This window comes from Microvirga sp. 17 mud 1-3, from assembly GCF_003151255.1.
In the GTDB taxonomy this organism is placed as follows: domain Bacteria; phylum Pseudomonadota; class Alphaproteobacteria; order Rhizobiales; family Beijerinckiaceae; genus Microvirga.
Genome location: NZ_CP029481.1, coordinates 1,930,706 through 1,952,592, shown reverse-complemented (window position 1 = coordinate 1,952,592; position 21,887 = coordinate 1,930,706). Strand labels below are relative to the sequence as shown.

The 21,887-nt window shown below is 63.9% G+C and carries 20 protein-coding genes and 3 tRNA genes; 8 read left to right on the top strand and 15 right to left on the bottom strand.

Annotated elements, in window-relative coordinates; genetic code table 11:
- Nucleotides 1-141: 141 nt before the first annotated feature.
- From C4E04_RS09255 to C4E04_RS09210, 9 genes are all read right to left on the bottom strand, one after another.
- A complete protein-coding gene (locus tag C4E04_RS09255; RefSeq protein WP_109596944.1) occupies nt 142-570 on the bottom strand; it encodes a low affinity iron permease family protein in 429 nt (142 codons plus the stop codon).
- Nucleotides 571-780: 210 nt separating this feature from the next.
- A tRNA-Asp gene (locus tag C4E04_RS09250) sits at nt 781-857 on the bottom strand.
- Nucleotides 858-1,333: 476 nt separating this feature from the next.
- Nucleotides 1,334-1,409, bottom strand: a tRNA-Val gene (locus tag C4E04_RS09240).
- An 81-nt stretch (nt 1,410-1,490) separates the two neighbouring features.
- Nucleotides 1,491-1,769 (bottom strand): HU family DNA-binding protein, encoded by a 279-nt coding sequence (locus tag C4E04_RS09235; protein ID WP_109596940.1) that lies wholly within the window; start codon nt 1,767-1,769, stop codon nt 1,491-1,493.
- A 194-nt stretch (nt 1,770-1,963) separates the two neighbouring features.
- A complete protein-coding gene (gene lon / locus C4E04_RS09230; RefSeq protein ID WP_109596938.1) occupies nt 1,964-4,393 on the bottom strand; it encodes an endopeptidase La in 2,430 nt (809 codons plus the stop codon).
- 211 nt (nt 4,394-4,604) lie between these two features.
- Complete coding sequence (clpX, locus tag C4E04_RS09225) at nt 4,605-5,873, bottom strand: ATP-dependent Clp protease ATP-binding subunit ClpX (protein WP_109596936.1); 1,269 nt, start codon at nt 5,871-5,873, stop codon at nt 4,605-4,607.
- A 226-nt stretch (nt 5,874-6,099) separates the two neighbouring features.
- Complete coding sequence (locus C4E04_RS09220; protein WP_109596934.1) at nt 6,100-6,732, bottom strand: ATP-dependent Clp protease proteolytic subunit; 633 nt, start codon at nt 6,730-6,732, stop codon at nt 6,100-6,102.
- 79 nt (nt 6,733-6,811) lie between these two features.
- Nucleotides 6,812-8,221, bottom strand: coding sequence for a trigger factor (tig, locus tag C4E04_RS09215; RefSeq protein WP_109596931.1), 1,410 nt, complete (start codon nt 8,219-8,221; stop codon nt 6,812-6,814).
- Nucleotides 8,222-8,325: 104 nt separating this feature from the next.
- Nucleotides 8,326-8,410, bottom strand: a tRNA-Leu gene (locus C4E04_RS09210).
- 187 nt (nt 8,411-8,597) lie between these two features.
- Here C4E04_RS09210 and C4E04_RS09205 point away from each other — a divergent pair.
- The gene (locus tag C4E04_RS09205) at nt 8,598-9,953 is read left to right on the top strand and encodes a multicopper oxidase family protein (RefSeq protein ID WP_109596929.1); all 1,356 of its coding nucleotides are present in this window, start codon (nt 8,598-8,600) and stop codon (nt 9,951-9,953) included.
- Here C4E04_RS09205 and C4E04_RS09200 read toward each other — a convergent pair.
- Entirely contained in the window at nt 9,946-11,427 is a 1,482-nt protein-coding gene (locus C4E04_RS09200) for an NAD(P)H-hydrate dehydratase (RefSeq protein ID WP_109600972.1), read from the bottom strand. The genes C4E04_RS09205 and C4E04_RS09200 overlap by 8 nt on opposite strands.
- 176 nt (nt 11,428-11,603) lie before the next feature.
- Between C4E04_RS09200 and C4E04_RS09195 the strand changes: the two genes are divergently transcribed.
- Nucleotides 11,604-11,942: a P-II family nitrogen regulator gene (locus tag C4E04_RS09195; protein ID WP_109596927.1), complete on the top strand. Its 339-nt coding sequence runs from the start codon at nt 11,604-11,606 to the stop codon at nt 11,940-11,942.
- A 68-nt stretch (nt 11,943-12,010) separates the two neighbouring features.
- Complete coding sequence (gene glnA, locus C4E04_RS09190; protein WP_109596925.1) at nt 12,011-13,420, top strand: type I glutamate--ammonia ligase; 1,410 nt, start codon at nt 12,011-12,013, stop codon at nt 13,418-13,420.
- A gap of 72 nt (nt 13,421-13,492) precedes the next feature.
- Here glnA and C4E04_RS09185 read toward each other — a convergent pair whose 3' ends face one another.
- On the bottom strand, nt 13,493-14,176 hold the full coding sequence (locus C4E04_RS09185) for a YafY family protein (protein ID WP_109596923.1): 684 nt from the start codon (nt 14,174-14,176) through the stop codon (nt 13,493-13,495).
- Between the two features lie 119 nt (nt 14,177-14,295).
- Here C4E04_RS09185 and C4E04_RS09180 point away from each other — a divergent pair, with 119 nt between their 5' ends.
- Nucleotides 14,296-14,928 carry a LysE family translocator gene (locus tag C4E04_RS09180; protein ID WP_109596920.1) on the top strand — a complete coding sequence of 211 codons (633 nt, stop codon included), beginning with the start codon at nt 14,296-14,298 and terminating at the stop codon, nt 14,926-14,928.
- A 100-nt stretch (nt 14,929-15,028) separates the two neighbouring features.
- On the opposite strand, the gene C4E04_RS09175 is transcribed toward C4E04_RS09180, so the two are convergent.
- Together C4E04_RS09175 and C4E04_RS09170 are read right to left on the bottom strand one after the other, a co-directional pair.
- Nucleotides 15,029-15,688: an outer membrane beta-barrel protein gene (locus C4E04_RS09175; RefSeq protein WP_109596918.1), complete on the bottom strand. Its 660-nt coding sequence runs from the start codon at nt 15,686-15,688 to the stop codon at nt 15,029-15,031.
- Nucleotides 15,689-15,841: 153 nt separating this feature from the next.
- Complete coding sequence (locus C4E04_RS09170; RefSeq protein WP_109596916.1) at nt 15,842-16,552, bottom strand: alpha/beta fold hydrolase; 711 nt, start codon at nt 16,550-16,552, stop codon at nt 15,842-15,844.
- A gap of 163 nt (nt 16,553-16,715) precedes the next feature.
- Between C4E04_RS09170 and C4E04_RS09165 the strand changes: the two genes are divergently transcribed.
- Both C4E04_RS09165 and C4E04_RS09160 read left to right on the top strand, forming a co-directional pair.
- The gene (locus C4E04_RS09165) at nt 16,716-18,137 is read left to right on the top strand and encodes a DEAD/DEAH box helicase (protein ID WP_109596914.1); all 1,422 of its coding nucleotides are present in this window, start codon (nt 16,716-16,718) and stop codon (nt 18,135-18,137) included.
- Nucleotides 18,138-18,224: 87 nt separating this feature from the next.
- Nucleotides 18,225-18,785: an NADPH-dependent FMN reductase gene (locus C4E04_RS09160; RefSeq protein WP_109596912.1), complete on the top strand. Its 561-nt coding sequence runs from the start codon at nt 18,225-18,227 to the stop codon at nt 18,783-18,785.
- Nucleotides 18,786-18,789: 4 nt separating this feature from the next.
- On the opposite strand, the gene C4E04_RS09155 is transcribed toward C4E04_RS09160, so the two are convergent.
- Together C4E04_RS09155 and C4E04_RS09150 are read right to left on the bottom strand one after the other, a co-directional pair.
- A complete protein-coding gene (locus tag C4E04_RS09155; RefSeq protein ID WP_162559339.1) occupies nt 18,790-19,104 on the bottom strand; it encodes a TfoX/Sxy family protein in 315 nt (104 codons plus the stop codon).
- A gap of 66 nt (nt 19,105-19,170) precedes the next feature.
- On the bottom strand, nt 19,171-19,551 hold the full coding sequence (locus tag C4E04_RS09150) for an iron-sulfur cluster assembly accessory protein (protein ID WP_109596908.1): 381 nt from the start codon (nt 19,549-19,551) through the stop codon (nt 19,171-19,173).
- A 173-nt stretch (nt 19,552-19,724) separates the two neighbouring features.
- Here C4E04_RS09150 and ybaL point away from each other — a divergent pair, with 173 nt between their 5' ends.
- Together ybaL and aac(6') are read left to right on the top strand one after the other, a co-directional pair.
- Nucleotides 19,725-21,410, top strand: coding sequence for a YbaL family putative K(+) efflux transporter (ybaL, locus tag C4E04_RS09145; RefSeq protein WP_109596906.1), 1,686 nt, complete (start codon nt 19,725-19,727; stop codon nt 21,408-21,410).
- Nucleotides 21,407-21,886 carry an aminoglycoside 6'-N-acetyltransferase gene (aac(6'), locus tag C4E04_RS09140; protein WP_162559338.1) on the top strand — a complete coding sequence of 160 codons (480 nt, stop codon included), beginning with the start codon at nt 21,407-21,409 and terminating at the stop codon, nt 21,884-21,886. Before ybaL ends, aac(6') begins: the two co-directional genes overlap by 4 nt.
- Nucleotide 21,887: the final 1 nt, after the last annotated feature.

Here is a 21,887-nt window from a genome sequence, read left to right as displayed (position 1 = left end):
AAACCGGGACCAAACCTTGAATTTAAGCCGCAGACGGCTCATTGAAAGTCCCTGCGACAAACCGTGGATTGCGGGGGGAGGCTTAGCCGAGATCCCCTGCGGTGACAAGTGTTTGCGGTGCCACAAAAGAATGTTTCCAAGCTATGAGGTAGCCTCCTCCGCGGCATGCGCGGCTTTGCGGTTGGCCTTCATCTCTGCCTTGTCGGCGGCACTCTCCATCTTGGCCTTGGCTTCGCACTTGGCCCGGATCTCATCAAGCTCTTCCTGCGTCAGATGCTCGATGCCGATAAACACGTTCTGGGCCGCGCTGGCGCGGATCAGTTCGTCGAGCTTGGCCTGGATCGCCGCCCCGTCGCGATTCTGCGTATTCTGGATCAGGAAGACCATCAGAAAGGTCACGATGGTGGTTCCTGTGTTCACGATGAGCTGCCAGGTATCCGAGAAGTCGAACACCGGGCCACTCAGGGCCCAGATGGCGATGATCGCCAGACACACGCCAAAGGTGAGCGGGCGCCCCGACACTTGGGCGACCCAGTTGGACATATCGGTGAAAACTTTGGAAACAGACATGGAACAGCGCCTCCGTTAGCGGGCGGATAACGCCGAGCTTCGTCGTTTTGCTTCATGTCACAGCTGAAAATTGTGCCGCAGGCACCGGCATCGCCTGCACAACCGAGGCCGTTCGGAGAAACCGTGACCTGGGAAAGCCCGATAGGCGATTACGCACCAGGTCAGGATGGATTCATTTAAAAGGGGGAAAAGCAGCCTCTGGAGGCTCAATGGCGCGGGCGACGGGGCTCGAACCCGCGACCTCCGGCGTGACAGGCCGGCACTCTAACCGACTGAGCTACGCCCGCGCATACGACCGCCGAAGCGGTGTGGGGGCGGTTTAAGGTCGCCCCCGATCCCTGTCAAGCGATCCGTGTGATCGCGCAAGAGAATCTTGCAAGAATGACGCACCGAAGATGGCACCTGCCCTCCCCTGGCCCGATCTGTCTGGGACCAGGAACAGGAATATCGGCAGATCCAGGCCCGTCACGCGGGATTTCATGGAGCCGGCCCGGATCGGAAAGTTCAAGGTGGTGCAAAGGGTACGGGGCTGCTTGATCACGCCCTTGGCGAGCCGTCCCGTCGTCGGCGCCCGCTCCGCGATAGCTGACGCCCGCGATCCTGAGGCCCTGCAGGACAGGTGACAGGGGCCGTGGCACTGGCCAGCCTTTCACCAAACGATTGAGCCGCCTCAGTCTTCGGAAAAATCAGGATTGCCGCAGAGGCGCAGCGTCATGGCCCGTCTGTGCAGCGGCCGTCCGGCTTTTGGGGTAAACTGCGACAATGGTGGGCGGTGACGGGCTCGAACCGCCGACCCTCTCGGTGTAAACGAGATGCTCTACCAACTGAGCTAACCGCCCCTGCCGCCTCACATAAAAAGAGAAGGCCGACAACGCAAGCGCGGTCGGCCCTCTGAGGTCGAAAAGATCGCCAAAAAGCGATTACTTCCCGTTCACGGCTTCCTTCAGGCCCGCTCCGGCGCGGAACTTGGGAGTCTTCGAGGCCGGAACCTTGACCTTCTCGCCGGTGCGCGGGTTGCGCGCCTCGCCGGCGGCGCGGTCGGTCACCACGAAGGTGCCGAAGCCGACGATCTTCACCTCATCGCCCTTCTTGAGGGCAGTCGTGATGGCCTCGATCGCGGCGTCGATGGCTTCACCAGCCTGACCGCGAGACAGCCCCACCTTGTCGGCGACAGCCGCAACGAGCTCGCCTTTGTTCATTTGGTATCCTCCAGTGATCCCGATGGCCACATATCGATGTGCCATCGTTTCAGGGAGATCCGTGTGGCGCAAAGCTCGGCCGTGCGCAAGTCCCGAAACGGCTGAAATAAGCCACTTTAGAACGTTCCACACCAAAAAATGAGCCCCCGGATTCGCATCCGGGGGCCATGTCTAAAAGTGCCGTAACGTAAGATTTAGTGGGCGATCACGCCGACCGAATCGTCCTCGACCTCTGCCGGTTTCGGAGCGTTCAGGCTCGTCGCCTCATCCCATTCGATCGGCTCCGGCATCCGCACCAGGGCGTGCTGGAGAACCTGGTCCATGCGGGAGACCGGCACGATTTCGAGGCCGTTCTTCACGCTCGCCGGGATGTCGACGAGATCCTTGGCGTTCTCCTCGGGGATCAAGACTTTCTTGATGCCGCCGCGCAGAGCCGCCAGGAGCTTCTCCTTCAACCCACCGATGGGAAGCACCCTGCCCCGCAGCGTGACTTCGCCCGTCATGGCGATGTCACGACGAACCGGGATCCCGGTGATCACCGACACGATGGCCGTGGCCATCGCGATGCCGGCCGAGGGACCGTCCTTCGGCGTCGCACCTTCCGGCACGTGCACGTGGATGTCCCGACGGTCGAACAGGGGCGGCTCGACGCCGAAATCGAGGGCCCGGGAGCGGACATAGGACGCCGCAGCCGAGATCGATTCCTTCATGACGTCCCGGAGGTTGCCCGTGACGGTCATCTTGCCCTTGCCGGGCATCATGATGCCCTCGATGGTCAGCAACTCGCCGCCCACCTCCGTCCAGGCCAGGCCCGTGACCGCGCCGACCATGTCCTCGGCCTCGACCTCACCGTAGCGGAAGCGCGGCGGACCAAGGAAGTCGGGCAGGTTGGCGGTCGTGACCTCCACGGTCTTGACCTTGGAGATCAGGATCTCCTTCACGGCCTTGCGGATGAGGTTCGAGATCTCGCGCTCCAGGTTACGCACGCCCGCCTCGCGGGTGTATCGCCGGATGAGCATGAGCAGAGCCTCATCGCCGATCGACCACTCCTTCTCTCCGAGGCCGTGCTTCTTCACGGCAGACGGGATCAGGTGCGTGCGGGCGATCTCCGCCTTCTCTTCCTCGGTGTAACCCGCGATACGGATCACTTCCATGCGGTCGAGCAGCGGCGCCGGGATGTTCAAGGTGTTGGCGGTCGTCACGAACATCACGTTGGACAGGTCGTAATCGACCTCCAGGTAATGGTCGTTGAACGAGTTGTTCTGCTCAGGATCGAGGACCTCGAGCAGGGCCGCCGACGGATCGCCACGGAAATCCATGCCCATCTTGTCGATCTCGTCGAGCAGGATGAGCGGATTCGAGGTCTTCGCCTTGCGCATCGACTGGATGATCTTGCCGGGCATCGAGCCGATATAGGTGCGCCGGTGACCACGGATCTCGGACTCGTCCCTCACGCCGCCGAGCGACATGCGAACGAATTCGCGGCCGGTCGCCTTCGCGATGGACTTGCCGAGCGAGGTCTTGCCGACGCCCGGAGGGCCGACGAGGCACAGGATCGGACCCGTGAGCTTGTTGGCGCGCTGCTGCACGGCCAGATACTCGACGATGCGCTCCTTGACCTTGTCGAGGCCGTAATGATCGGCATCGAGGAGATTCTGGGCGGCGTTGAGATCCTTCTTGATCTTCGAGCGGCGGTTCCACGGAATGCCGAGCAGCCAATCGAGATAGTTGCGCACGACGGTCGCCTCGGCCGACATGGGCGACATCTGGCGGAGCTTCTTCAGCTCGCCCATCGCCTTCTCGCGGGCTTCCTTCGTGAACTTGGTCTTCTCGATCTTCTCCTCGAGCTCGGCCAGCTCGTCGCGACCTTCATCGTCGCCGAGCTCCTTCTGGATCGCCTTCATCTGCTCGTTGAGGTAGTACTCGCGCTGCGTCTTCTCCATCTGACGCTTCACGCGGGTGCGGATCCGCTTCTCAACCTGCAGGACGGAGATTTCGCTCTCCATCAGGCCGAGCACCTTCTCGAGCCGCTGAGCCACGGTCGGGATCTCAAGGATCGCCTGCTTGTCGGCAATCTTGATCGCCAGGTGCGACGCGATCGTGTCGGCGAGCTTGGACGGCTCGTCGAGCTGCGTCACCGCCGAGACCACCTCGGGCGAAACCTTCTTATTGAGCTTTACGTAATTCTCGAATTCGGACACGACGGAGCGTGCCAGCGCCTCGGCCTCGATCTGGTCGCCCAGAGCGTCCGGGAGCACTTCGGCTTCCGCTTCGTAATATTCGTCCGTGCGCGTATAGGCCTTCACCTGGGCACGACTGGCGCCCTCCACGAGCACCTTCACGGTGCCGTCGGGGAGCTTCAGGAGCTGGAGCACATTGGCCAGGGTTCCGACCTTGTAGATCGCATCCGTTGCCGGATCGTCATCCGTCGCATCGATCTGAGTCGCCAGAAGAATGTGACGGTCCCCCTTGACCACTTCCTCGAGCGCGCGGATCGACTTCTCGCGGCCGACGAACAGCGGCACGATCATATGCGGGAAGACGACGATGTCGCGCAGAGGCAGAACCGCATAGGTTCCTGTCGAGCCTGGCACGACAGGCTGACGTGGCTTCGTTTGTGTCATGAGACGACATCCTTTCGAAACGTCCGGCAGGCCCCTCCAATGAGCGGGTCCGCGGACGGACAACCGAAACGCTCAAGCTTGTACGATGGGCTGCGTCCGGTACGCGGCACCGGCCCTCGGAACGATGAGCGGACGGTGTTCGCGCAAGAGTTAATGTGGCGTGCCGGAGACAACGTTTCAAGAACAGCCCCCGGCACCGCAATCATGGGTCTTATGCGCTGGCGCTCGCGGTCTGGTCGCCGCGATCGCCATGGATGAACAGGGGCTTCGCCTTGCCTTCGACCACCTCGGGCCCGATGACCACCTGCTCGACGGAGTCGAGGCCGGGCAGATCGTACATGGTCTCGAGGAGGATGCCCTCCATGATGGAGCGCAGGCCACGGGCACCCGTCTTCCGCTCGATCGCCTTGCGGGCGATCATCGACAGAGCCTCTTCCTGGAAGGTGAGGTTGACGTTCTCCATCTCGAACAGGCGCTGGTACTGCTTCACGAGGGCGTTCTTCGGCTCCTGGAGAATGCGCTTCAGGGCCTCCTCGTCCAGATCCTCGAGAGTGGCGAGAACCGGCAGACGGCCGACGAATTCGGGAATGAGGCCGAACTTCAGCAGATCCTCAGGCTCGACGCCCCGGAAGATCTCGCCCGTGCGGCGGTCGTCCGGAGCCTCGACATTGGCACCGAAACCGATGGACGTGCCCTTGCCGCGGCCGGAGATGATCCGCTCGAGGCCCGCGAAGGCGCCGCCGCAGATGAACAGGATGTTGGTGGTATCCACCTGCAGGAACTCCTGCTGGGGATGCTTGCGGCCGCCCTGGGGCGGAACCGACGCCACCGTGCCCTCCATGATCTTCAGGAGGGCCTGCTGCACACCCTCGCCCGACACGTCCCGAGTGATGGACGGGTTGTCGGACTTGCGGGAAATCTTGTCGATCTCGTCGATATAGACGATGCCGCGCTGGGCCCGCTCCACATTGTAATCGGACGCCTGGAGCAGCTTGAGGATGATATTCTCGACATCCTCACCCACATAGCCAGCTTCCGTGAGGGTCGTGGCGTCCGCCATGGTGAACGGAACGTCCAGGATCCGCGCAAGGGTCTGGGCCAAAAGGGTCTTGCCCGAGCCCGTGGGCCCGATCAGCAGGATGTTGGACTTGGCCAGCTCCACGTCGTTGTGCTTCGTGGCATGGGCCAGCCGCTTATAATGATTGTGCACTGCAACCGAGAGCACCTTCTTGGCGTGCTCCTGGCCGATGACGTAATCGTCGAGGACTCGGCTGATCTCCTTCGGGGTCGGAACGCCGTCGCGGGATTTTACCAGCGATGACTTCGATTCCTCCCGGATGATGTCCATGCACAGCTCGACGCATTCGTCGCAGATGAACACGGTCGGGCCAGCGATCAGCTTGCGAACCTCGTGCTGGCTCTTGCCGCAGAAGGAGCAGTAAAGCGTGCTCTTGGAGTCGTTGCCGCCAGCTTTGGTCATTCTCACATCTCCAATCGACGCCGGGACGGCCCATACCGACCCGGCATCCTTAAGTTTAGGAGCGCCGGAGCTAATGAAAGGTTCCGGCACTGGAAAAAATTCGAGCCACCTTCGGTCCGCGTCCCGAATCTGCATGCAAACACGCAGAATAGGACCTGATCAATAGGAACGGGGCAGGACGCCAAAAAGACGCACCAGCCCCGAACTTGTCCCCAGCTATTCTGGATCAGGGCTGCGGCGCGGCCGGCTCAGGGCGCTTAGCCAGGACCTGGTCGATGAGGCCGAACTCCTTGGCGGCGTCTGCCGTCATGAAGTTGTCCCGCTCGAGGGCCTGCTCGACGGAGGCGATGTCCTGGCCCGTATGCCTCACGTAGATTTCATTGAGTCGGCGCTTCAGGGCCTCGCTCTCGCGGGCATGAATCATGATGTCCGTGACCTGGCCCTGGTAGCCGCCTGAGGGCTGGTGGACCATGATTCGGGCATTCGACAGGGCGAAACGCTGCCCCGGCTCACCGGCAGTCAGGAGGAGCGAGCCCATGGAAGCCGCCTGCCCCACGCACAGGGTCGAGACCGGGCAACGGATGAACTGCATGGTGTCGTAGATCGACAGGCCGGAGGTCACGACGCCACCCGGCGAATTGATATAGAAGGAAATTTCCTTCTTGGGGTTCTCGGCCTCGAGGAACAGTAGCTGTGCCACGATCAGCGAGGCCGAGTAATCTTCGACCGGCCCGGTCAGGAAGATAATCCGTTCGCGCAGAAGACGCGAATAGATGTCGAAGGCGCGTTCCCCGCGATTCGATTGCTCGACCACCATGGGGACGAGCGTGTTGTTGTACAACGCGACCGGGTCTCTCATCGTCTCACTGCTCCAAAGTCCGGCCGCGCGGGCGCGCGGCCGATAGATGATGCAAGCGGCGAGACGGCCGGCAGGCGCGTTACTCGCTCTTGCTGGATTTCTTGGCGCCCTTGGCCTTCGACTTCGGCTTGGACTCGGAGGCAGCCTCCTCGTCCTCGTCGTCGCCGAAAAGCGCTTCCTTGGAAACGGTCTCTTCCTCGACCTTCACCTGGGACAGGATCTGATCGACGACCTTTTCCTCGAACAGGGGCGCCCGGATCTCGGCCAGAGCCTGCGGATTCTTGCGGTAGAAATCCCAAACCTGCTTCTCTTGGCCCGGATATTGGCGAACCCGCTCGACGAGAGCCTGGGTGACCTCGTCGTCGGAGATCTTGATATCGGTCTTCTCACCGATCTGTGCAAGCACCAAGCCGAGACGGACGCGGCGCTCCGCGATCTTCTGGTACTCGGCGCGAGCCTCTTCCTCGGTGGTATCCTCGTCCTCGAAGGTCCGGTTATTGGTCTTCATATCGCCCTGGACCTGGGCCCAGACCGCATTGAATTCCTGCTCGACGAGGCTCGGGGGCAGCTCGAAGCTGTACTTGGCGTCGAGAGCGTCGAGGAGCTCCTTTTTCACCTTGCGGCGAGACTGGGCCTCGAAATCCCGCTGGATGGCGCTGCGGATGGCGTCCTTCAGCTTGTCCAGGGACTCCATGCCGAAGCCCTTGGCGAGCTCGTCGTCGATCTTCAGCTCGCCCGGAGCCTCGACCTCCTTCACGGTCACGTCGAACTCGGCTTCCTTGCCGGCTAGGTGGGCCGCCAGGTAATTGGCCGGGAACGTGACCTTTACGAGCTTGGTGTCGCCGGCCTTCACGCCGACGAGCTGGTCCTCGAAGCCCGGGATGAAGGTGTTGGAGCCGAGCTCGACCCGGATGTCCTCACCCTTGCCGCCCTCGAATTCCGTGCCGTCGATGCGGCCGACGAAGTCCACGAGCACACGGTCGCCCTCGGCGGCCTTGCCCTTCTTGGGCTCGAAGGTGCGGTTCTGCTTCGCCATCCGCTCGAGCGATTCGGTGATCTCGGCATCAGCGACTTCCGCGATGGGGCGCTTCACCTGAACGTCGGACAGGTCGACCAGCTCGAACTCGGGCAGGACCTCGAGCGCCACCGTGAAAGCGAGATCGCCCTTGGCGTCCATCACCTTCTCGATCTCGTCCTGGGCCTCCGGCAGCTTCACTTGCGGCTCATGGGCGAGCTTGAGGCTGTTGTCCTCGACGATCTTGCGGTTCGCCTCGTTGACGGCATTCTGAAGGACGTCGGCCATCACCGAGCGGCCGTAGACCCTGCGCAGGTGCCCCACCGGCACCTTGCCCGGACGAAAACCATTGATTTTCACCCGGTCCTTAAGGGTCGACAGCTCATCGTTGAGACGCTGCTCCAGCTCCGTCGCCGGAAGAACAACCTTGAATTCTCGCTTCAAGCCTTGGGACAGAGTTTCCGTCACCTGCATGGTTATATCGCCTTCGCTTACTCGAAAAAATCTTCGTCCCAGGCTCCGGCCGTCGCCGCCAACCAGGCCCGTGGGAGCCGTCCGGAAACCAACTCTGACGGAGTTGGTGCGGGCGGAGGGACTCGAACCCCCACGACTTTCGCCGCTGGAACCTAAATCCAGTGCGTCTACCAATTCCGCCACGCCCGCGCGGGAGGCGGCGCGATGCGCCTCCTCCTCCGGGACGGGGCTCTATAGCATGGTTGCAGGCGGCTGCATCAAAAATATTCGTGTTCGGCCCAAGGGCGAGGCTGGCGAAAACGCAACAAAACTTGGCCGTTCGCGTTCAGGCCTGTACCCCGATCCCGGTCGACCTTTGCCCAAGAGGCCCATTCGCATGATCACGCGCCGCGCCGCCACCGCCGGCCTCGCCACAATTCTCCTCGGCCCTTCCCGCCTCGCAGGTGCGGCGACCCCAGGCAATTCTGGTCCCTGGCGGCCCCTGCCAGCTGAGCTCGTGGCCGCCCCCGGACGCAAGCGCCTGCGGCCGGATGCTGCCGCGGAGACCGAGATCCTGACCCTGGGGGGACACCTCAACCCGGCCTTCCGGGTGAAGTCCGGAGAGCGGCTGGGCTTCACGTTCCGGAACGGTACATCCGCCCCCCTGAGCCTGCATATTCAAGGGCTTCGCGGCCCCAACGATCAGGACGGGGTCGGCCGCCTCACCCAGGGCCCGGTCGCACCCGGAGAGGCCTTCGCCTATGACCTCGTGCCTCCCGAGCCCGGCACTTTCCTGATCCGCCCGTGCTTGCCCGGCGGCAGTGCGGAGCCGATGGAGCGCGGTCTGTCGGCCCTCCTCGTCATCGAGGAACCCTCTCCGCCTGCCGTTGACCTCGATCTACCCCTTCTGATCGATGACTGGCGCCTCGCCGAAGACGGGACCTTGGCGCCCTTCGTTCCCGCAACGGCCCCGGAAAGTTCCGCGGGGCGGCTCGGTAACCTGCTGGCCGTGAATGGCGACCCCGTGCCGCAGCGGATCGAGGCGCCTCCTGGCGGCCGCGTGCGACTGCGGATTGCGAATGCCTGCAACGCCCGGGCCATGCGACTGCGCTTCGACGGCCTGAAACCCGCCGTCATCGCCGTGGACGGCCAGCCGACGGAGGCATTCGAGCCCCTGAAGGCGTCCCTCCCCCTGGGGCCCGGCAGCCGCTACGATCTTCTGGCTGACCTGCCCGCCGAGGCTGACGCCCCGGCAGCCATCGTGGCGCTGATCGGGGACGGTATACCTCTCGTCACCTTCGTGACGACCGGTAAGGCCGCACCGGCCAGGCCGGCCATAGCGCCTCTGGTGCCGAACCCGAAGCTGCCGAAAGCGATCGCCCTGGAAAAGGCAACCCGCAAGGACGTCCTTATCCAGGCTTTGGATGGGAAGCCGGGTCCCTGGAGCCTCAATGGCGCGACCGGCGACGCGGCGGCGCCGCTCCTCAAGGTGAAGCGTGGCACGCCTGTCGTTCTCACTCTGATAAACAAGACCCCATTCGTGCAGCCTTTCCACTTGCACGGGCACGTTTTCCGCCTGCTCCATGCCCTCGATGACGGATGGCAGCCTTACTTCCTCGACACCGTCCAGGTGCCTGAGAACAAGACCAGCAGGATCGCCTTCGTGGCGGATAATCCGGGCAAGTGGCTCCTGGAATCCATGGTGACGGAACGCTTCGATGCGGGCTTGTGGACCTGGATCGAGGTCAGCTGAGAAGACGCCGCAGCACCCCCGGCACCATCTCCGCCAAGTCCTCCGAAATCAGGCCCGGCCCGAACGCTACCCCTGCTTCCGCATGGATCCAGACGCCCGCGCAGGCTGCCTCGAAGGCGGGCATGTGCTGGGCCATCAGGCCGCCGACGATGCCGCAGAGGGTATCGCCCGTTCCGGCCGTCGCCAGATAAGCCGTGCCATTCTCGTTGATGGCCGCCCGGCCGTCGGGCGCGGCGATTACCGTGTCCGCTCCCTTGAACACCACCACGGCCCCCGTATAGGCAGCTGCTCGCCGCGCACGCTCAAGTTTCGAAGGCGGATCAAGGAGATCCGCGTGTCCCTTGAACAGGCGCACGAACTCTCCCGAATGTGGGGTGAGGACCGTTGGGGCTGCGAAAACCCCGTGAAGCTCCGAAGCCAGCCCCTCGAAGGACGTCAGGGCGTCTGCGTCGAGGACAAGGTTGCGCCGGGCATGAACTGCCACCGTCACCATGGCGCGAGTGCCGGCATGCACCCCAAGGGCAGGCCCGAGAATCAGGGTGTTGAACCGCTCATCCGCAAGAATCGCATGCAGCCCCTCCGGGCCGTCACAGCCCCGCAGCATCACGGCCGTGAGATGGGCCGCATTAACCCCGAGAGCCTCCGGCGGTGATGCAACCGTGACAAGGCCGGACCCAATCCGCAGGGCAGCGCGGGCGGCCAGCCGGGCCGCACCCGTGCGGGTCGCGCCTCCCGAGACGACCAGGGTATGGCCACGGTCATATTTATGCCCGCTCGCCTCGGGCCTCGGCAGGAATTTGCTCCAGAGGCTTGGGCTGTTGGCAAAGGTATCGATGCGGGCAGCGCCAGGCCTGGGATCGATGTCGATATCGGCAAGCACGACCTCGCCGCAATAATGTCGCCCCGGCAGGAGCAGAAGCCCGGGCTTACGGGCCGCGAAGGTCACGGTCCGCTCGGCCAGGGCGGCGACTCCCCGCACGGCCCCCGAATCGCTATCGAGGCCTGACGGCAGGTCGACTGCCAGGACGCGGCGACCCGAGGCGTTTATGCGCTCCACTGCCTGGCGGGCCTTGCCCTCGAGATCGCGGACGAGGCCTGTCCCGAACAGGGCATCGAGAATGAGGTCGGCCTTTTCGAAGGGCGCGTCCGCCAGAGAAGTTGTCTCGCCGGTCCATTCCGCTGCCGCGAGCGCAGCATCTCCCTTGAGCCGGTCCCGCTCGCCCAGGAGCGCGACTGTGACGCGATAGCCCTGTGCGGCCAAAAGCGTAGCCGCGACGAAACCGTCCCCGCCGTTGTTACCCGGCCCGGCCGCCACCACCACCCGGGATCCGGGGGCCGCCATCCGCGCAGCGACATCGGCAACAGCCTGTCCGGCCCTTGTCATGAGAGTAAAGCCCGGGGTGCCGGCCGCGATCGCAGCGGCGTCGGCCTCTCTCATCTGATGTGCGGACAGGAGCGGTTCAGGGCGGGTCATGGGGTCCTTCCGGCACAGCTTCGAGCGTCGCAGATCGCCGATGCGGCACATGCACAAACTTTGATCATCATCTGCCCTTATCGAGAGCAGAACTCAGGCCTCTGGCACGAGCCCGCAATGGCAGACCTCCATCGGTGGTGCTAAAAGCGGCAAAACGCGAAGCGAACGGTCCTCGGATGAAAAAGATCGAAGCCATCATCAAGCCCTTCAAGCTCGATGAAGTCAAAGAAGCCCTCCAGGAGGTCGGACTCCAGGGCATCACGGTCATCGAGGCCAAGGGCTTCGGACGGCAGAAAGGCCATACCGAACTCTATCGGGGCGCCGAGTATGTGGTCGACTTCCTTCCCAAGGTGAAGCTCGAGATCGTGCTGGCCGACGACATGGTCGACAGCGCCATCGAGGCGATCCGCAAGGCCGCACAGACGGGCCGCATCGGGGACGGAAAGATTTTCGTGTCGACGGTGGAAGAAGCCGTCCGCATCAGAACGGGCGAAACCGGATCCGACGCGATCTGAACCAGCCCGGCAAGCCGCAGCCGCCAGCGGCGGACAATCATCAAGGGTCAAAAGAGGACGAGACGAACATGCAGACCGCCAAGGATGTGCTCAAGGCGATCAAGGACAACGACATCAGGTATGTCGACTTCCGCTTCACGGATCCCCGTGGCAAGTGGCAGCACGTGACTTTCGACCAGTCCATGATCGACGAGGACGTGTTCGCCGACGGCGTCATGTTCGACGGATCCTCCATCGCAGGCTGGAAGGCGATCAACGAGTCGGACATGACCCTCATGCCCGATCCGTCCACGGCGCAGATGGACCCGTTCTTCTCGGCCGCCACCCTGTCCATTGTCTGCGATATCCTCGATCCGGCAACCGGCGAGCCCTATAACCGCGACCCGCGCGGCATCGCCAAGAAGGCCGAGGCCTTCCTGAAATCCACCGGCGTGGGCGACACGGTCTATGTGGGCCCCGAGGCCGAGTTCTTCGTGTTCGACGACGTGAAGTTCATGGCCGACCCGTACAACACGGGCTTCAAGCTCGATGCCTCCGAGCTGCCGACCAACGGCGACACGGACTACGAAGGCGGCAATCTCGGCCACCGTATCCCCATGAAGGGCGGCTACTTCCCGGTTCCGCCGCTCGATTCGGCCCAGGACATGCGCGGCGAGATGCTCGCCGCCATGGCCGCCATGGGCGTGACGGTCGAGAAGCACCACCACGAGGTGGCCTCGGCCCAGCACGAACTCGGCACGAAGTTCAACACGCTGGTCCGCACCGCCGACGAGATGCAGATCTACAAGTACTGCATTCACAACGTCGCGCAATCCTATGGAAAGACGGCGACTTTCATGCCGAAGCCGGTCTATGGCGACAACGGCTCGGGCATGCACGTGCACCAGTCGATCTGGAAGGGCGGCAAGCCCATGTTCGCGGGCAACAAGTATGCCGACCTCTCGCAGGAGTGCCTCTGGTACATCGGCGGCATCATCAAGCACGCCAAAGCACTGAACGCCTTCACCAACCCGTCCACGAACTCCTACAAGCGTCTCGTGCCGGGCTATGAGGCCCCGGTTCTGCTGGCCTATTCGGCCCGCAACCGCTCCGCCTCCTGCCGCATTCCGTGGACGACCTCGCCGAAGGCGAAGCGCGTCGAGGTCCGCTTCCCTGACCCCACCGCCAACCCCTACCTGGCGTTTGCGGCCCTCCTCATGGCCGGTCTCGACGGCATCCAGAACAAGATCGATCCCGGCCCGGCAATGGACAAGGACCTCTATGACCTTCCGCCGCGCGAGCTGAAGAAGATCCCGACCGTCTGCGGTAGCTTGCGTGAAGCGCTTGCCAGCCTCGACAAGGACCGCGCCTTCCTGAAGGCCGGCGGGGTTTTCAGCGACGACTTCATCGACAGCTTCATCGAGCTGAAGATGGCCGAGGTCGCCCGGTTCGAGATGACCCCGCATCCGGTCGAGTTCCAGATGTACTATTCCTGCTGATCGGGCAGAGACTTTCCTCCCGGCTGCGGATAGCAGCCTCCCTGAGCCGGAACCTCCAGGTTCCGGCTTTTTTCATGCCTCCGACCAGCCCGCGACCCAGGCACGCCGCAGGGCATCGCCCTCTCCCTTGAAAAAGGCATCCGTCATCTGGCCGGATTCCACCCGGTCGCTCCGGAACTGGCGCAGATCCTGGCGCAGCTCGCACCAGGCGACGATGTTGGCCCGCTCGGCATAATAGATCAGCGCGATGGGACGGATCCGTCGCCGGGTCGCCTGTCCGTCCCCGTCCCGATAGGCGATCTCCATCACCCGCTCGTCGCGGATCGCGACCCGGACGGACGCGAGATCGATGCCCGTCGGCGCAGGCGCCACCGCGCCCCAGGCATGAAGCGCATTGCGGGACAGGGTTTTACGCAGGGGCGGCGGCATAGCGGCAGCGATCTTCTGGACAACGCTCCGGGCCGATTGCTTGAGGGCTTCGTCTCCGGTCCTCTCCAACAGAGCGAGCGCCAGGACGACGGCCTCCGTCTCGTCGATGGAGAACATGAGCGGAGGAAGCTCGAAGCCGGGCTTGAGCCGATAGCCGATGCCGCGCCCACCCTGGATCGGAATGCCCATGGCCTGCAGGGCGGCGATATCCCGGTAAATGGAGCGTGGCGTGACGCCAAGGGAATCGGCGATTGACGCCGCCGTGACCGGCGCATCCGCCAGTCTGAGGCTCTGCACAATCTCGAACAGACGTGATGCCTTCCGCATGGCCGCCCCTCGCAACTGACACAACGCTGTCAGTTTCCCCGCTACCCGACCACCCTTAACCTATTGAACAACAATGGCCGGGGCGGCATTCAGAGACCGAGATACCTCGGACAACTGACATGACCTATAGCGCAAATCTCTGGCTTTTTCTCACACTTCTTCTTGGCATTATCGTCATTCCGGGCATGGACATGCTGTTCGTTCTTGCCAATGCGCTCACGGGCGGAAAGCGGGCCGGCCTCGCGGCGACCGCAGGGATCATGGTGGGAGGGGCGGCACACACATTGTTCGGCGCCCTTGGCGTGAGCTTGATCTTCGGACTGGCGCCGCAGATCTTCACCGCCCTGCTCTATGCGGGGGCCGCCTACATGGCCTGGATCGGGATCACGCTTCTGCGCAGTTCCATCGCGGTCGGGACCGTCGGGACAGTCGATACGCGCTCCTACTGGACCGCCTTTCGCCAAGGCGCGGTCACCTGCCTCCTCAACCCGAAAGCCTATCTGTTCGTGCTTGCGGTCTATCCCCAGTTCCTGCTGCCCCGCTACGGCGCCATCTGGCTCCAGGCCCTCGTCATGGGGATCATGACGGTGCTGATGCAGCTTGCGGTTTATGGAAGCCTCGCCCTCGCGGCCGATCGTAGCCGCACCTTCCTGGTCGCAAGCCCGCGCACCACTGCCTGGATCGGACGCGGCGCCGGCCTCCTGTTGATCGCCATCGCGGCCATGACGGCCCTGCGGGCGCCTGTGGGGTAAAGGCAGCGGCGGAGCCGCTTCCGTCGACCTCGAAGCACCTCCGTCCCAAAGAAAAAGGCCCGACGTTTCCGTCGGGCCTGTTTCGCCGAAGCGACTGATCTTAGTAGCTGCCGAAGCGGTAGTTCAGGCCGGCGCGAACCACGCCGAACGCATCGCGCTCGCGGCCGCCGGCGTAATCGACGAAGTATCCGTCATAGCGATGGCCGTCGTTGAGACGCACGTAGAGGCCTTCGACCTTGGCGCTCAGGTTGTTGGTGAAGGCGTATTCGAGACCGCCACCAAGCGTCCATCCGCCATTGCCGTCGCCATAAGCGAAGCCGCCCGTGGCGTAGACGAGAGCACGGTCGAAGGCCACGCCGGCGCGGGCGCGGACGGTGCCGAACCAATCGTCGGAGGAACGGCCGTAGCCATAATAGGCATAGCCATAGCGATTGTCGCGGCTGCGGTCGGCGTACTGGATGTCAGCCTCGAGACCGAGGACGAACATGCCCATCTGGTAGTTGTAGCCGGCCTGAGCGCCGCCGACGAAGCCGCCGTCGCTGCCGCCATCGGCATAGTAGCCGATCGCCGGATCGAAATAGCGGTTGCCGTTATCGGTGTTCCAGCCATAGCCCGCGTTCACGCCGACATAGAAGCCGGTCCAGGTGAAGACCGGGACGGCCATGACCGGAGCCGGGGCCACGCGCGAAGGCAGGTCGGCCGCCATCGCGCCAGCGGTCAGGCCCAGGAAGGCCACAGAGGAGAGAAGGATCTTCTTCATTAGGATCGGTCCTTGTGCAAACGGATTAAACTGAAACGGTATTAAATCACGTTTGCAGGATTGTCTGTTGCCCGACTGCAACAAATCTCTAAAACCGCCCAGCTCTGGAATGAAGGCTCGTGGCCTCCTGGCACCGAGAGGATGGCCGACCCTTCATATCCCGCGCCGAGATTGTTCCAGCCAGATCCGAAGGGCATGGCTGACCTCCTTTGGCCGCTCGAGGGTCGAGAGGTGCCCTGCCCCCGGAACCACGACGAGCGACGCCCATTCGATCGCTTCGGCCATTTCCCGGGCGATGTCCGGCGGCGTAACGGCGTCCTCGTCGCCGACAAGGACAAGGGTCGGAATCTCGATCCCGGGCAGCAGCGGACGCGAATCCGGGCGGCCGAGGATGGCTTTTTGCTGCCGGATATAGGCCTCGGGCCCGACAGCGCGCATCATGGAGAGAATGCGCTCCTTCAAGGCGGGATCGGTTTGGCCCCGCTCGGAGACGAGGCGCGGCCAGAGGCGGGCGATCACGTCCTCAAAACGGCCGGCCTCGGCAAGGGCGATCATCCGGAGACGATCCTCCCGGGCCTGATCGCCATCGGGCCGGGCACTGGTATTAAGGAGCGCCAGCCGCTCGACCCGCTCCGGCGCTTGCCTCAAGACTTCCATGGCCACATAGCCGCCCATGGACAGCCCCGCGAGCGCAAAGCGCTCCGGAGCATCGGCCAGGAGGCGGGCCGCGATGCCCGCCAATGAGTCGTCCTGGGTATGGTCGGCGACCATGATCTGCCAGTCCGCAGACAAGGCGCGGATTTGCGCTTCGTACAGGCTGGATGTATTGGCGAGTCCTGGAATCAATACGAGTGTCTCGGCCATTGAGCCTTTTCCTTGGATTGACAAGGCTATAGCTTGTCCTATGGTCCCGCCACATCCTTGCTTGAGCAGAAATTCTCAGGTGAAACCAGTTTTGCGCCTGTTTGTTGCCGTATCGAGCGGCCTGCATTGAAAGCGCGTTCAGCTCTCAACGGTTATACCCCTCATGTCGTTTGCCGAACTCGGACTTAGCGAGAAAGTTCAACAGGCCGTCGCGGCGGCCGGCTATACGGAGCCGACTCCGATCCAGGCCCAGGCCATTCCACATGTGCTGGCGCGCCGGGACGTGCTGGGCATTGCCCAGACAGGCACCGGCAAGACGGCTGCCTTCACGCTGCCGATGCTGACCCTCCTAGAAAGCGGGCGGGCCCGGGCGAGAATGCCGCGCACTCTGATCCTTGAGCCGACCCGGGAACTCGCCGCGCAGGTGGAAGAGAATTTCGACCGGTACGGGGTCAATCACAAGCTGTCGGTCGCTCTCCTGATCGGTGGCGTCTCGTTCGGGGACCAGGACGCCAAGATCACCCGCGGCGTCGACGTGCTGATTGCCACTCCGGGGCGCTTGCTCGACCATTTCGAGCGCGGCAAGCTGCTGCTCACCGGCGTGGAACTGCTCGTGATCGACGAGGCCGACCGGATGCTCGACATGGGCTTCATCCCGGATATCGAGCGGATCGTGAAGCTGGTCCCCTTCACGCGCCAGACCCTGTTTTTCTCGGCCACCATGCCGCCCGAGATCCAGCGGCTCGCGGATGCGTTCCTGCACAATCCCGTGAAGGTCGAGGTGGCGCGGGCAGCTTCGACGGCCGCGACCATCACCCAGCGCCTCATCGCCACGGGTTCCCAGGATTTCGAAAAGCGCGAGACCCTGCGCGAACTGATCCGCGGCGCAACTGACCTCAAGAACGCGATCGTCTTTTGCAACCGCAAGCGCGACGTGGCGGTGCTCCACCGCTCCCTGCAGAAGCACGGCTTCAACGCGGCGGCGCTCCATGGCGACATGGATCAGCACGCCCGCATGGCGGCACTCGACTCCTTCCGCAGCGGGGAAATCCCCCTGCTGGTGGCGAGCGACGTGGCCGCCCGCGGTCTCGATATCCCGGCCGTGAGCCACGTCTTCAACTATGACATCCCTCACCATGCGGAGGATTATGTCCACCGGATCGGCCGGACCGGCCGCGCCGGCCGCGCGGGCGCTGCCTTCACCCTCGTGGGCCCGGGCGACGAGAAGTCCCTCTCGGCCATCGAGAAGCTGATCGGCCAGCCCGTTCCGTGGGAGGGCCCGACCCTGGAGGAGAGGCCCGCCTCGTCGAGCCCTCGCGTTTCCTCCCGCCGCGGCCGCGGCACGCAGGAGCGATCCCGTGGCCGCAAGGTCAATATCCGGGCAAGCGCCGCCGAAGCCCCGGTCGAGGAGGCACCGCCGCCACGCGCCGAGAGGGCCCCGGTCCGGGAGCGTCCGGCCGAGAAGGCCCAGCCGCGGGGACGGGGACGCCGGGACCACAATGAGGCGGACGAGCCCGTCGTCGGCTTGGGCGATCACGTGCCGGCCTTTCTCCTGCGGCCTGCCACGATCAAGAAGACGAAGTAAAGGCGGCTTGCCAAAGCCGCCATCGACGACAGAATCCCTGCCGGCGGGCACGCCTGCCCGCGTGACCAGCAATCAGGGAAACACGTCATGGCCGCCCGCAATGTCGCCGTCCTCGTCGGAAGCCTTCGCAAGGAATCCTTCAGCCGCAAGATCGCGAAGGCCCTCGAGGAGCTTGCGCCCGACGGGATGAGCCTGACATTCGTCGAGATCGGCCAACTGCCCCTCTACAACCAGGACGATGAGGCGACGCCGCCGGAATCCTATATCGCCTTCCGCAAGACCATCGCGGCCGCGGATGCGGTCCTGTTCGTGACCCCGGAATATAACCGTTCGGTGCCGGGCGCGCTGAAGAACGCCCTCGACGTCGCGTCCCGCCCCTATGGCCAGAGCGCCTGGGACGGGAAACCGGGCGCGGTCGTCAGCGTCTCGCCGGGAGCGATCGGCGCCTTCGGGGCGAACCATCACTTGCGGCAATCGCTGGTCTTCCTCAACGTGCCGGTCCTGCAGCAGCCGGAAGCCTATATCGGCAACGTCACGCAACTCCTCGACGAGAGCGGCAAGCTCACCAAGGAGGACACGCGGAAGTTCCTGGCGAAGTTCATGGAAAAATTCGCGGCCTGGATCGAGGCCGTGAAGAACGGAGCCTGACGGCTCAGGCCTTTGCGGGGCGGGAGCGACCGCCCCGCCCACCCGCCTTGCGGGCCTTCGCGGCCCGGGCGCGGTGGGCCGCCTCGAGCGCGAGCGTGCCGAGCCGCCGGGCCTCGACATCGTCCTCGATCGCCGATTCGGGCATCAGCCAGTAGCTCATGGCCGTGGAGCGACCGTCTTTGGTTTGATACGTGAAGGGCCTGGAATTCATCGCCTCGAAGACCGGCCGGGTCTCGGCATCCGTCTTCAGGTACAGCTCACCGCCGGCCTCGAGGGCGAACATCACCTCGTCCCGATAGATGCCCTGTCCGCCGAACATGCGACGGATCCGGATCGGCCCCAGCGTCCGGAAGATGTCTTGAATGGCCTCGGAATCCATGGGCAGTCAGGTAGAGGCCTGGACCTTGTCAGGGTTGGCGGGTGTGATGGCGACCGACTCGCCGCAGCCGCAGGCCGAGGTCTGGTTGGGGTTGTTAAAGACGAATTGCGAGGACAGCTTGGTGGTCTGATAGTCCATCTCGGTGCCGAGCAGGAACAGCACGGCCTTGGGATCGATCAGGACGGTCACGCCCTTGTCCTCCACCACCTCATCGAGGGGCGAGACACTTTCGGCATATTCCATCGTGTAGGACATCCCGGCGCAACCGCCGTTCTTGACGCCCACACGAACGCCCACGATAGGCCTGTCGGCCTTTGCGATGATGTCCTTGACGCGGCTGGCCGCCGCATCGGTCAAGGTCACGACCTTGAAACCCGGTAAAGCCATTGCATTCTCTCCTGACGTCCGGGTTCAAGGCCCGGGCAGAACGAGTTCGTTTCCTGATAGATAGGAGATGAGAGGCCGGACGTCGAGGTTTATCGGCTCTCCTCCGCAAGGCCAAGGTTGACGCTTCGGGGGCAAACCCCTCTAAGGAAACTTCCCCGTCCGAAGGAGAGTCGATGCCGCACCATACGCCGCTGATATCCACCATCGTGGTCGGTCTGGTGCTGGCATTCACCCTTGGAGCCCTGGCGCATCGCCTGCGCATCTCGCCTCTCGTCGGCTATCTTTTGGCCGGGGTGCTCGTGGGCCCCTTCACGCCCGGCTACGTGGCCGTCCAGCACCTCGCCAACGAGCTGGCCGAGATCGGCGTCATTCTTCTCATGTTCGGCGTCGGCCTTCACTTCTCGTTGAAGGACCTCCTCTCCGTCCGCGCAATTGCGATCCCGGGCGCCATGGTCCAGATCGCCTGCGCGACCCTGCTCGGCATGGGGCTTGCCTGGCTGCTGGGATGGTCGATAGGTGCCGGGATCGTCTTCGGCCTAGCCCTTTCGGTCGCCAGCACGGTCGTCCTTCTGCGTGCACTCCAGGAGCGGCGCCTGGTTGAAACCGAGCGCGGGCATATCGCGGTCGGGTGGCTCATCGTCGAGGACCTGGCCATGGTCCTCACCCTCGTCCTGCTGCCCGCCATCGCCAAGGCCATGGCCGATCCCACGGCCCAGGCCACGGATATCTGGATCTCCCTCGCTCTGACATTGGGCAAGGTCACGGCGTTCGTGGCCATCATGCTGATCGTCGGCCGCAGGGTGATTCCCTGGATCCTGCATTTCGTCGCCCATACGGGCTCCCGAGAGCTGTTCCGCCTCTGCGTTCTGGCCATCGCGCTCGGGGTCGCTTATGGGGCCGCGGTCCTCTTCGGTGTTTCCTTTGCGCTCGGCGCCTTCTTCGCCGGCATGGTCCTGAGCGAATCGGAGCTGAGCCACAGGGCCGCGTCCGAATCGCTCCCGCTCAGGGATGCCTTCGCGGTCCTGTTCTTCATTTCGGTCGGGATGCTCTTCGACCCGGTGATTCTGATCCGGGATTTCGGCCCTGTTCTCGCGACCCTCCTGATCATCGTGGTCGGCAAATCCCTTGCGGCGCTCGCTATCGTCCGCCTGTTCGGCCACGAAAAGGCGACAGCCCTGACCATCGCCGCAAGCCTCGCCCAGATCGGCGAGTTTTCGTTCATCCTCGCGGGCCTGGGCGTCGCCCTGGAGATCCTGCCCGAGCGTGGACGCGACTTCATCCTGGCGGGCGCGATCCTGTCGATCCTGCTCAACCCGTTCCTGTTCGCCCTGCTCGACCGGTGGGTTGCCCGCAACCAGGAGCGCAATGCCCCCGTAGCCGCCCCGCCTGAGCCGGAACCCGCTCCGGAGCCCGCGGAGGCAGTGGCCGCACCTGCGGTCGGGGAACGCGTGGTGGTGGTCGGGCACGGTCGTGTCGGGCAGGCGGCAACCCGCAAGCTCAGGGAAGCCGGAATTCCATTCGTGGTCGTGGAGGCCAGCGAGGACCGGGTGGCCGAGCTCCGTGAGAAGGGTATCCCGGTCATTGCCGGGAATGCGGCTGACCCCGAGGTTGCCGCAGCGGCGGAAATACCCGGAGCCCTTTGCCTCCTCGTCGCCATCCCGGATGCGTTCGAGAGTGGGCAGGTAGTCGAACAGGCGCGGCATCTCAACCCTCTCCTGCCGATCCATGCCCGCGCAGCTACGGAGGCCGAGCGGGATCACCTCGTCAGGCTTGGCGCCACCTCCGCGGTGCTCGGAAAAGAGGAATTGGGACGAGCCCTCGCGGACAGTGTCCCGCTCAAGCCGAGGGCTGTCCCATGAACACGCACGATTCGATCCGCATAGCGGAAGCCACCCGTGAGAGCCTTTCGGAATGGGCAAGCCTCCGGCATGCCCTCTGGCCGGAGACGAGCCCCGAGGAGCACCGCGCCGAAACGATCTCCATCCTCGCGGATCAGGGGAACGGCGTCGCTTTCCTGGCCCATCTCGACGGACACGGCCCCGTGGGCTTCGCGGAAGCAGCGCTTCGGCATGACTACGTGAACGGCTGTTCGACCTCTCCGGTCGGATTTCTTGAAGGTCTCTACGTTGCGCCACCTTATCGGCGTCGAGGGATCGCCCGGAGGCTTGTGAGGGCCTTCGAAAATTGGGCTCAGGCCAAAGGATGCCGGGAGCTGGCCTCTGACGCGGACCTTGCGAATGTCGCCTCGCAGGCCATGCATAAAGCCCTCGGCTTCGCAGAGACGGAGAGGGTCGTGTATTTCAGGAAACCGGTCGGCTCAGAAGGCCGAGACTGAG

Excerpts from the sequence above, each read along its gene's own strand:
- C4E04_RS09255 (WP_109596944.1), bottom strand. The coding sequence starts at position 570 with ATGTCTGTTTCCAAAGTTTTCACCGATATGTCCAACTGGGTCGCCCAA.
- C4E04_RS09235 (WP_109596940.1), bottom strand. The coding sequence starts at position 1,769 with ATGAACAAAGGCGAGCTCGTTGCGGCTGTCGCCGACAAGGTGGGGCTG.
- lon (WP_109596938.1), bottom strand. The coding sequence starts at position 4,393 with ATGACACAAACGAAGCCACGTCAGCCTGTCGTGCCAGGCTCGACAGGA.
- clpX (WP_109596936.1), bottom strand. The coding sequence starts at position 5,873 with ATGACCAAAGCTGGCGGCAACGACTCCAAGAGCACGCTTTACTGCTCC.
- C4E04_RS09220 (WP_109596934.1), bottom strand. The coding sequence starts at position 6,732 with ATGAGAGACCCGGTCGCGTTGTACAACAACACGCTCGTCCCCATGGTG.
- tig (WP_109596931.1), bottom strand. The coding sequence starts at position 8,221 with ATGCAGGTGACGGAAACTCTGTCCCAAGGCTTGAAGCGAGAATTCAAG.
- C4E04_RS09205 (WP_109596929.1), top strand. The coding sequence starts at position 8,598 with ATGATCACGCGCCGCGCCGCCACCGCCGGCCTCGCCACAATTCTCCTC.
- C4E04_RS09200 (WP_109600972.1), bottom strand. The coding sequence starts at position 11,427 with ATGACCCGCCCTGAACCGCTCCTGTCCGCACATCAGATGAGAGAGGCC.
- C4E04_RS09195 (WP_109596927.1), top strand. The coding sequence starts at position 11,604 with ATGAAAAAGATCGAAGCCATCATCAAGCCCTTCAAGCTCGATGAAGTC.
- glnA (WP_109596925.1), top strand. The coding sequence starts at position 12,011 with ATGCAGACCGCCAAGGATGTGCTCAAGGCGATCAAGGACAACGACATC.
- C4E04_RS09185 (WP_109596923.1), bottom strand. The coding sequence starts at position 14,176 with ATGCGGAAGGCATCACGTCTGTTCGAGATTGTGCAGAGCCTCAGACTG.
- C4E04_RS09180 (WP_109596920.1), top strand. The coding sequence starts at position 14,296 with ATGACCTATAGCGCAAATCTCTGGCTTTTTCTCACACTTCTTCTTGGC.
- C4E04_RS09175 (WP_109596918.1), bottom strand. The coding sequence starts at position 15,688 with ATGAAGAAGATCCTTCTCTCCTCTGTGGCCTTCCTGGGCCTGACCGCT.
- C4E04_RS09170 (WP_109596916.1), bottom strand. The coding sequence starts at position 16,552 with ATGGCCGAGACACTCGTATTGATTCCAGGACTCGCCAATACATCCAGC.
- C4E04_RS09165 (WP_109596914.1), top strand. The coding sequence starts at position 16,716 with ATGTCGTTTGCCGAACTCGGACTTAGCGAGAAAGTTCAACAGGCCGTC.
- C4E04_RS09160 (WP_109596912.1), top strand. The coding sequence starts at position 18,225 with ATGGCCGCCCGCAATGTCGCCGTCCTCGTCGGAAGCCTTCGCAAGGAA.
- C4E04_RS09155 (WP_162559339.1), bottom strand. The coding sequence starts at position 19,104 with ATGTTCGGCGGACAGGGCATCTATCGGGACGAGGTGATGTTCGCCCTC.
- C4E04_RS09150 (WP_109596908.1), bottom strand. The coding sequence starts at position 19,551 with ATGGCTTTACCGGGTTTCAAGGTCGTGACCTTGACCGATGCGGCGGCC.
- ybaL (WP_109596906.1), top strand. The coding sequence starts at position 19,725 with ATGCCGCACCATACGCCGCTGATATCCACCATCGTGGTCGGTCTGGTG.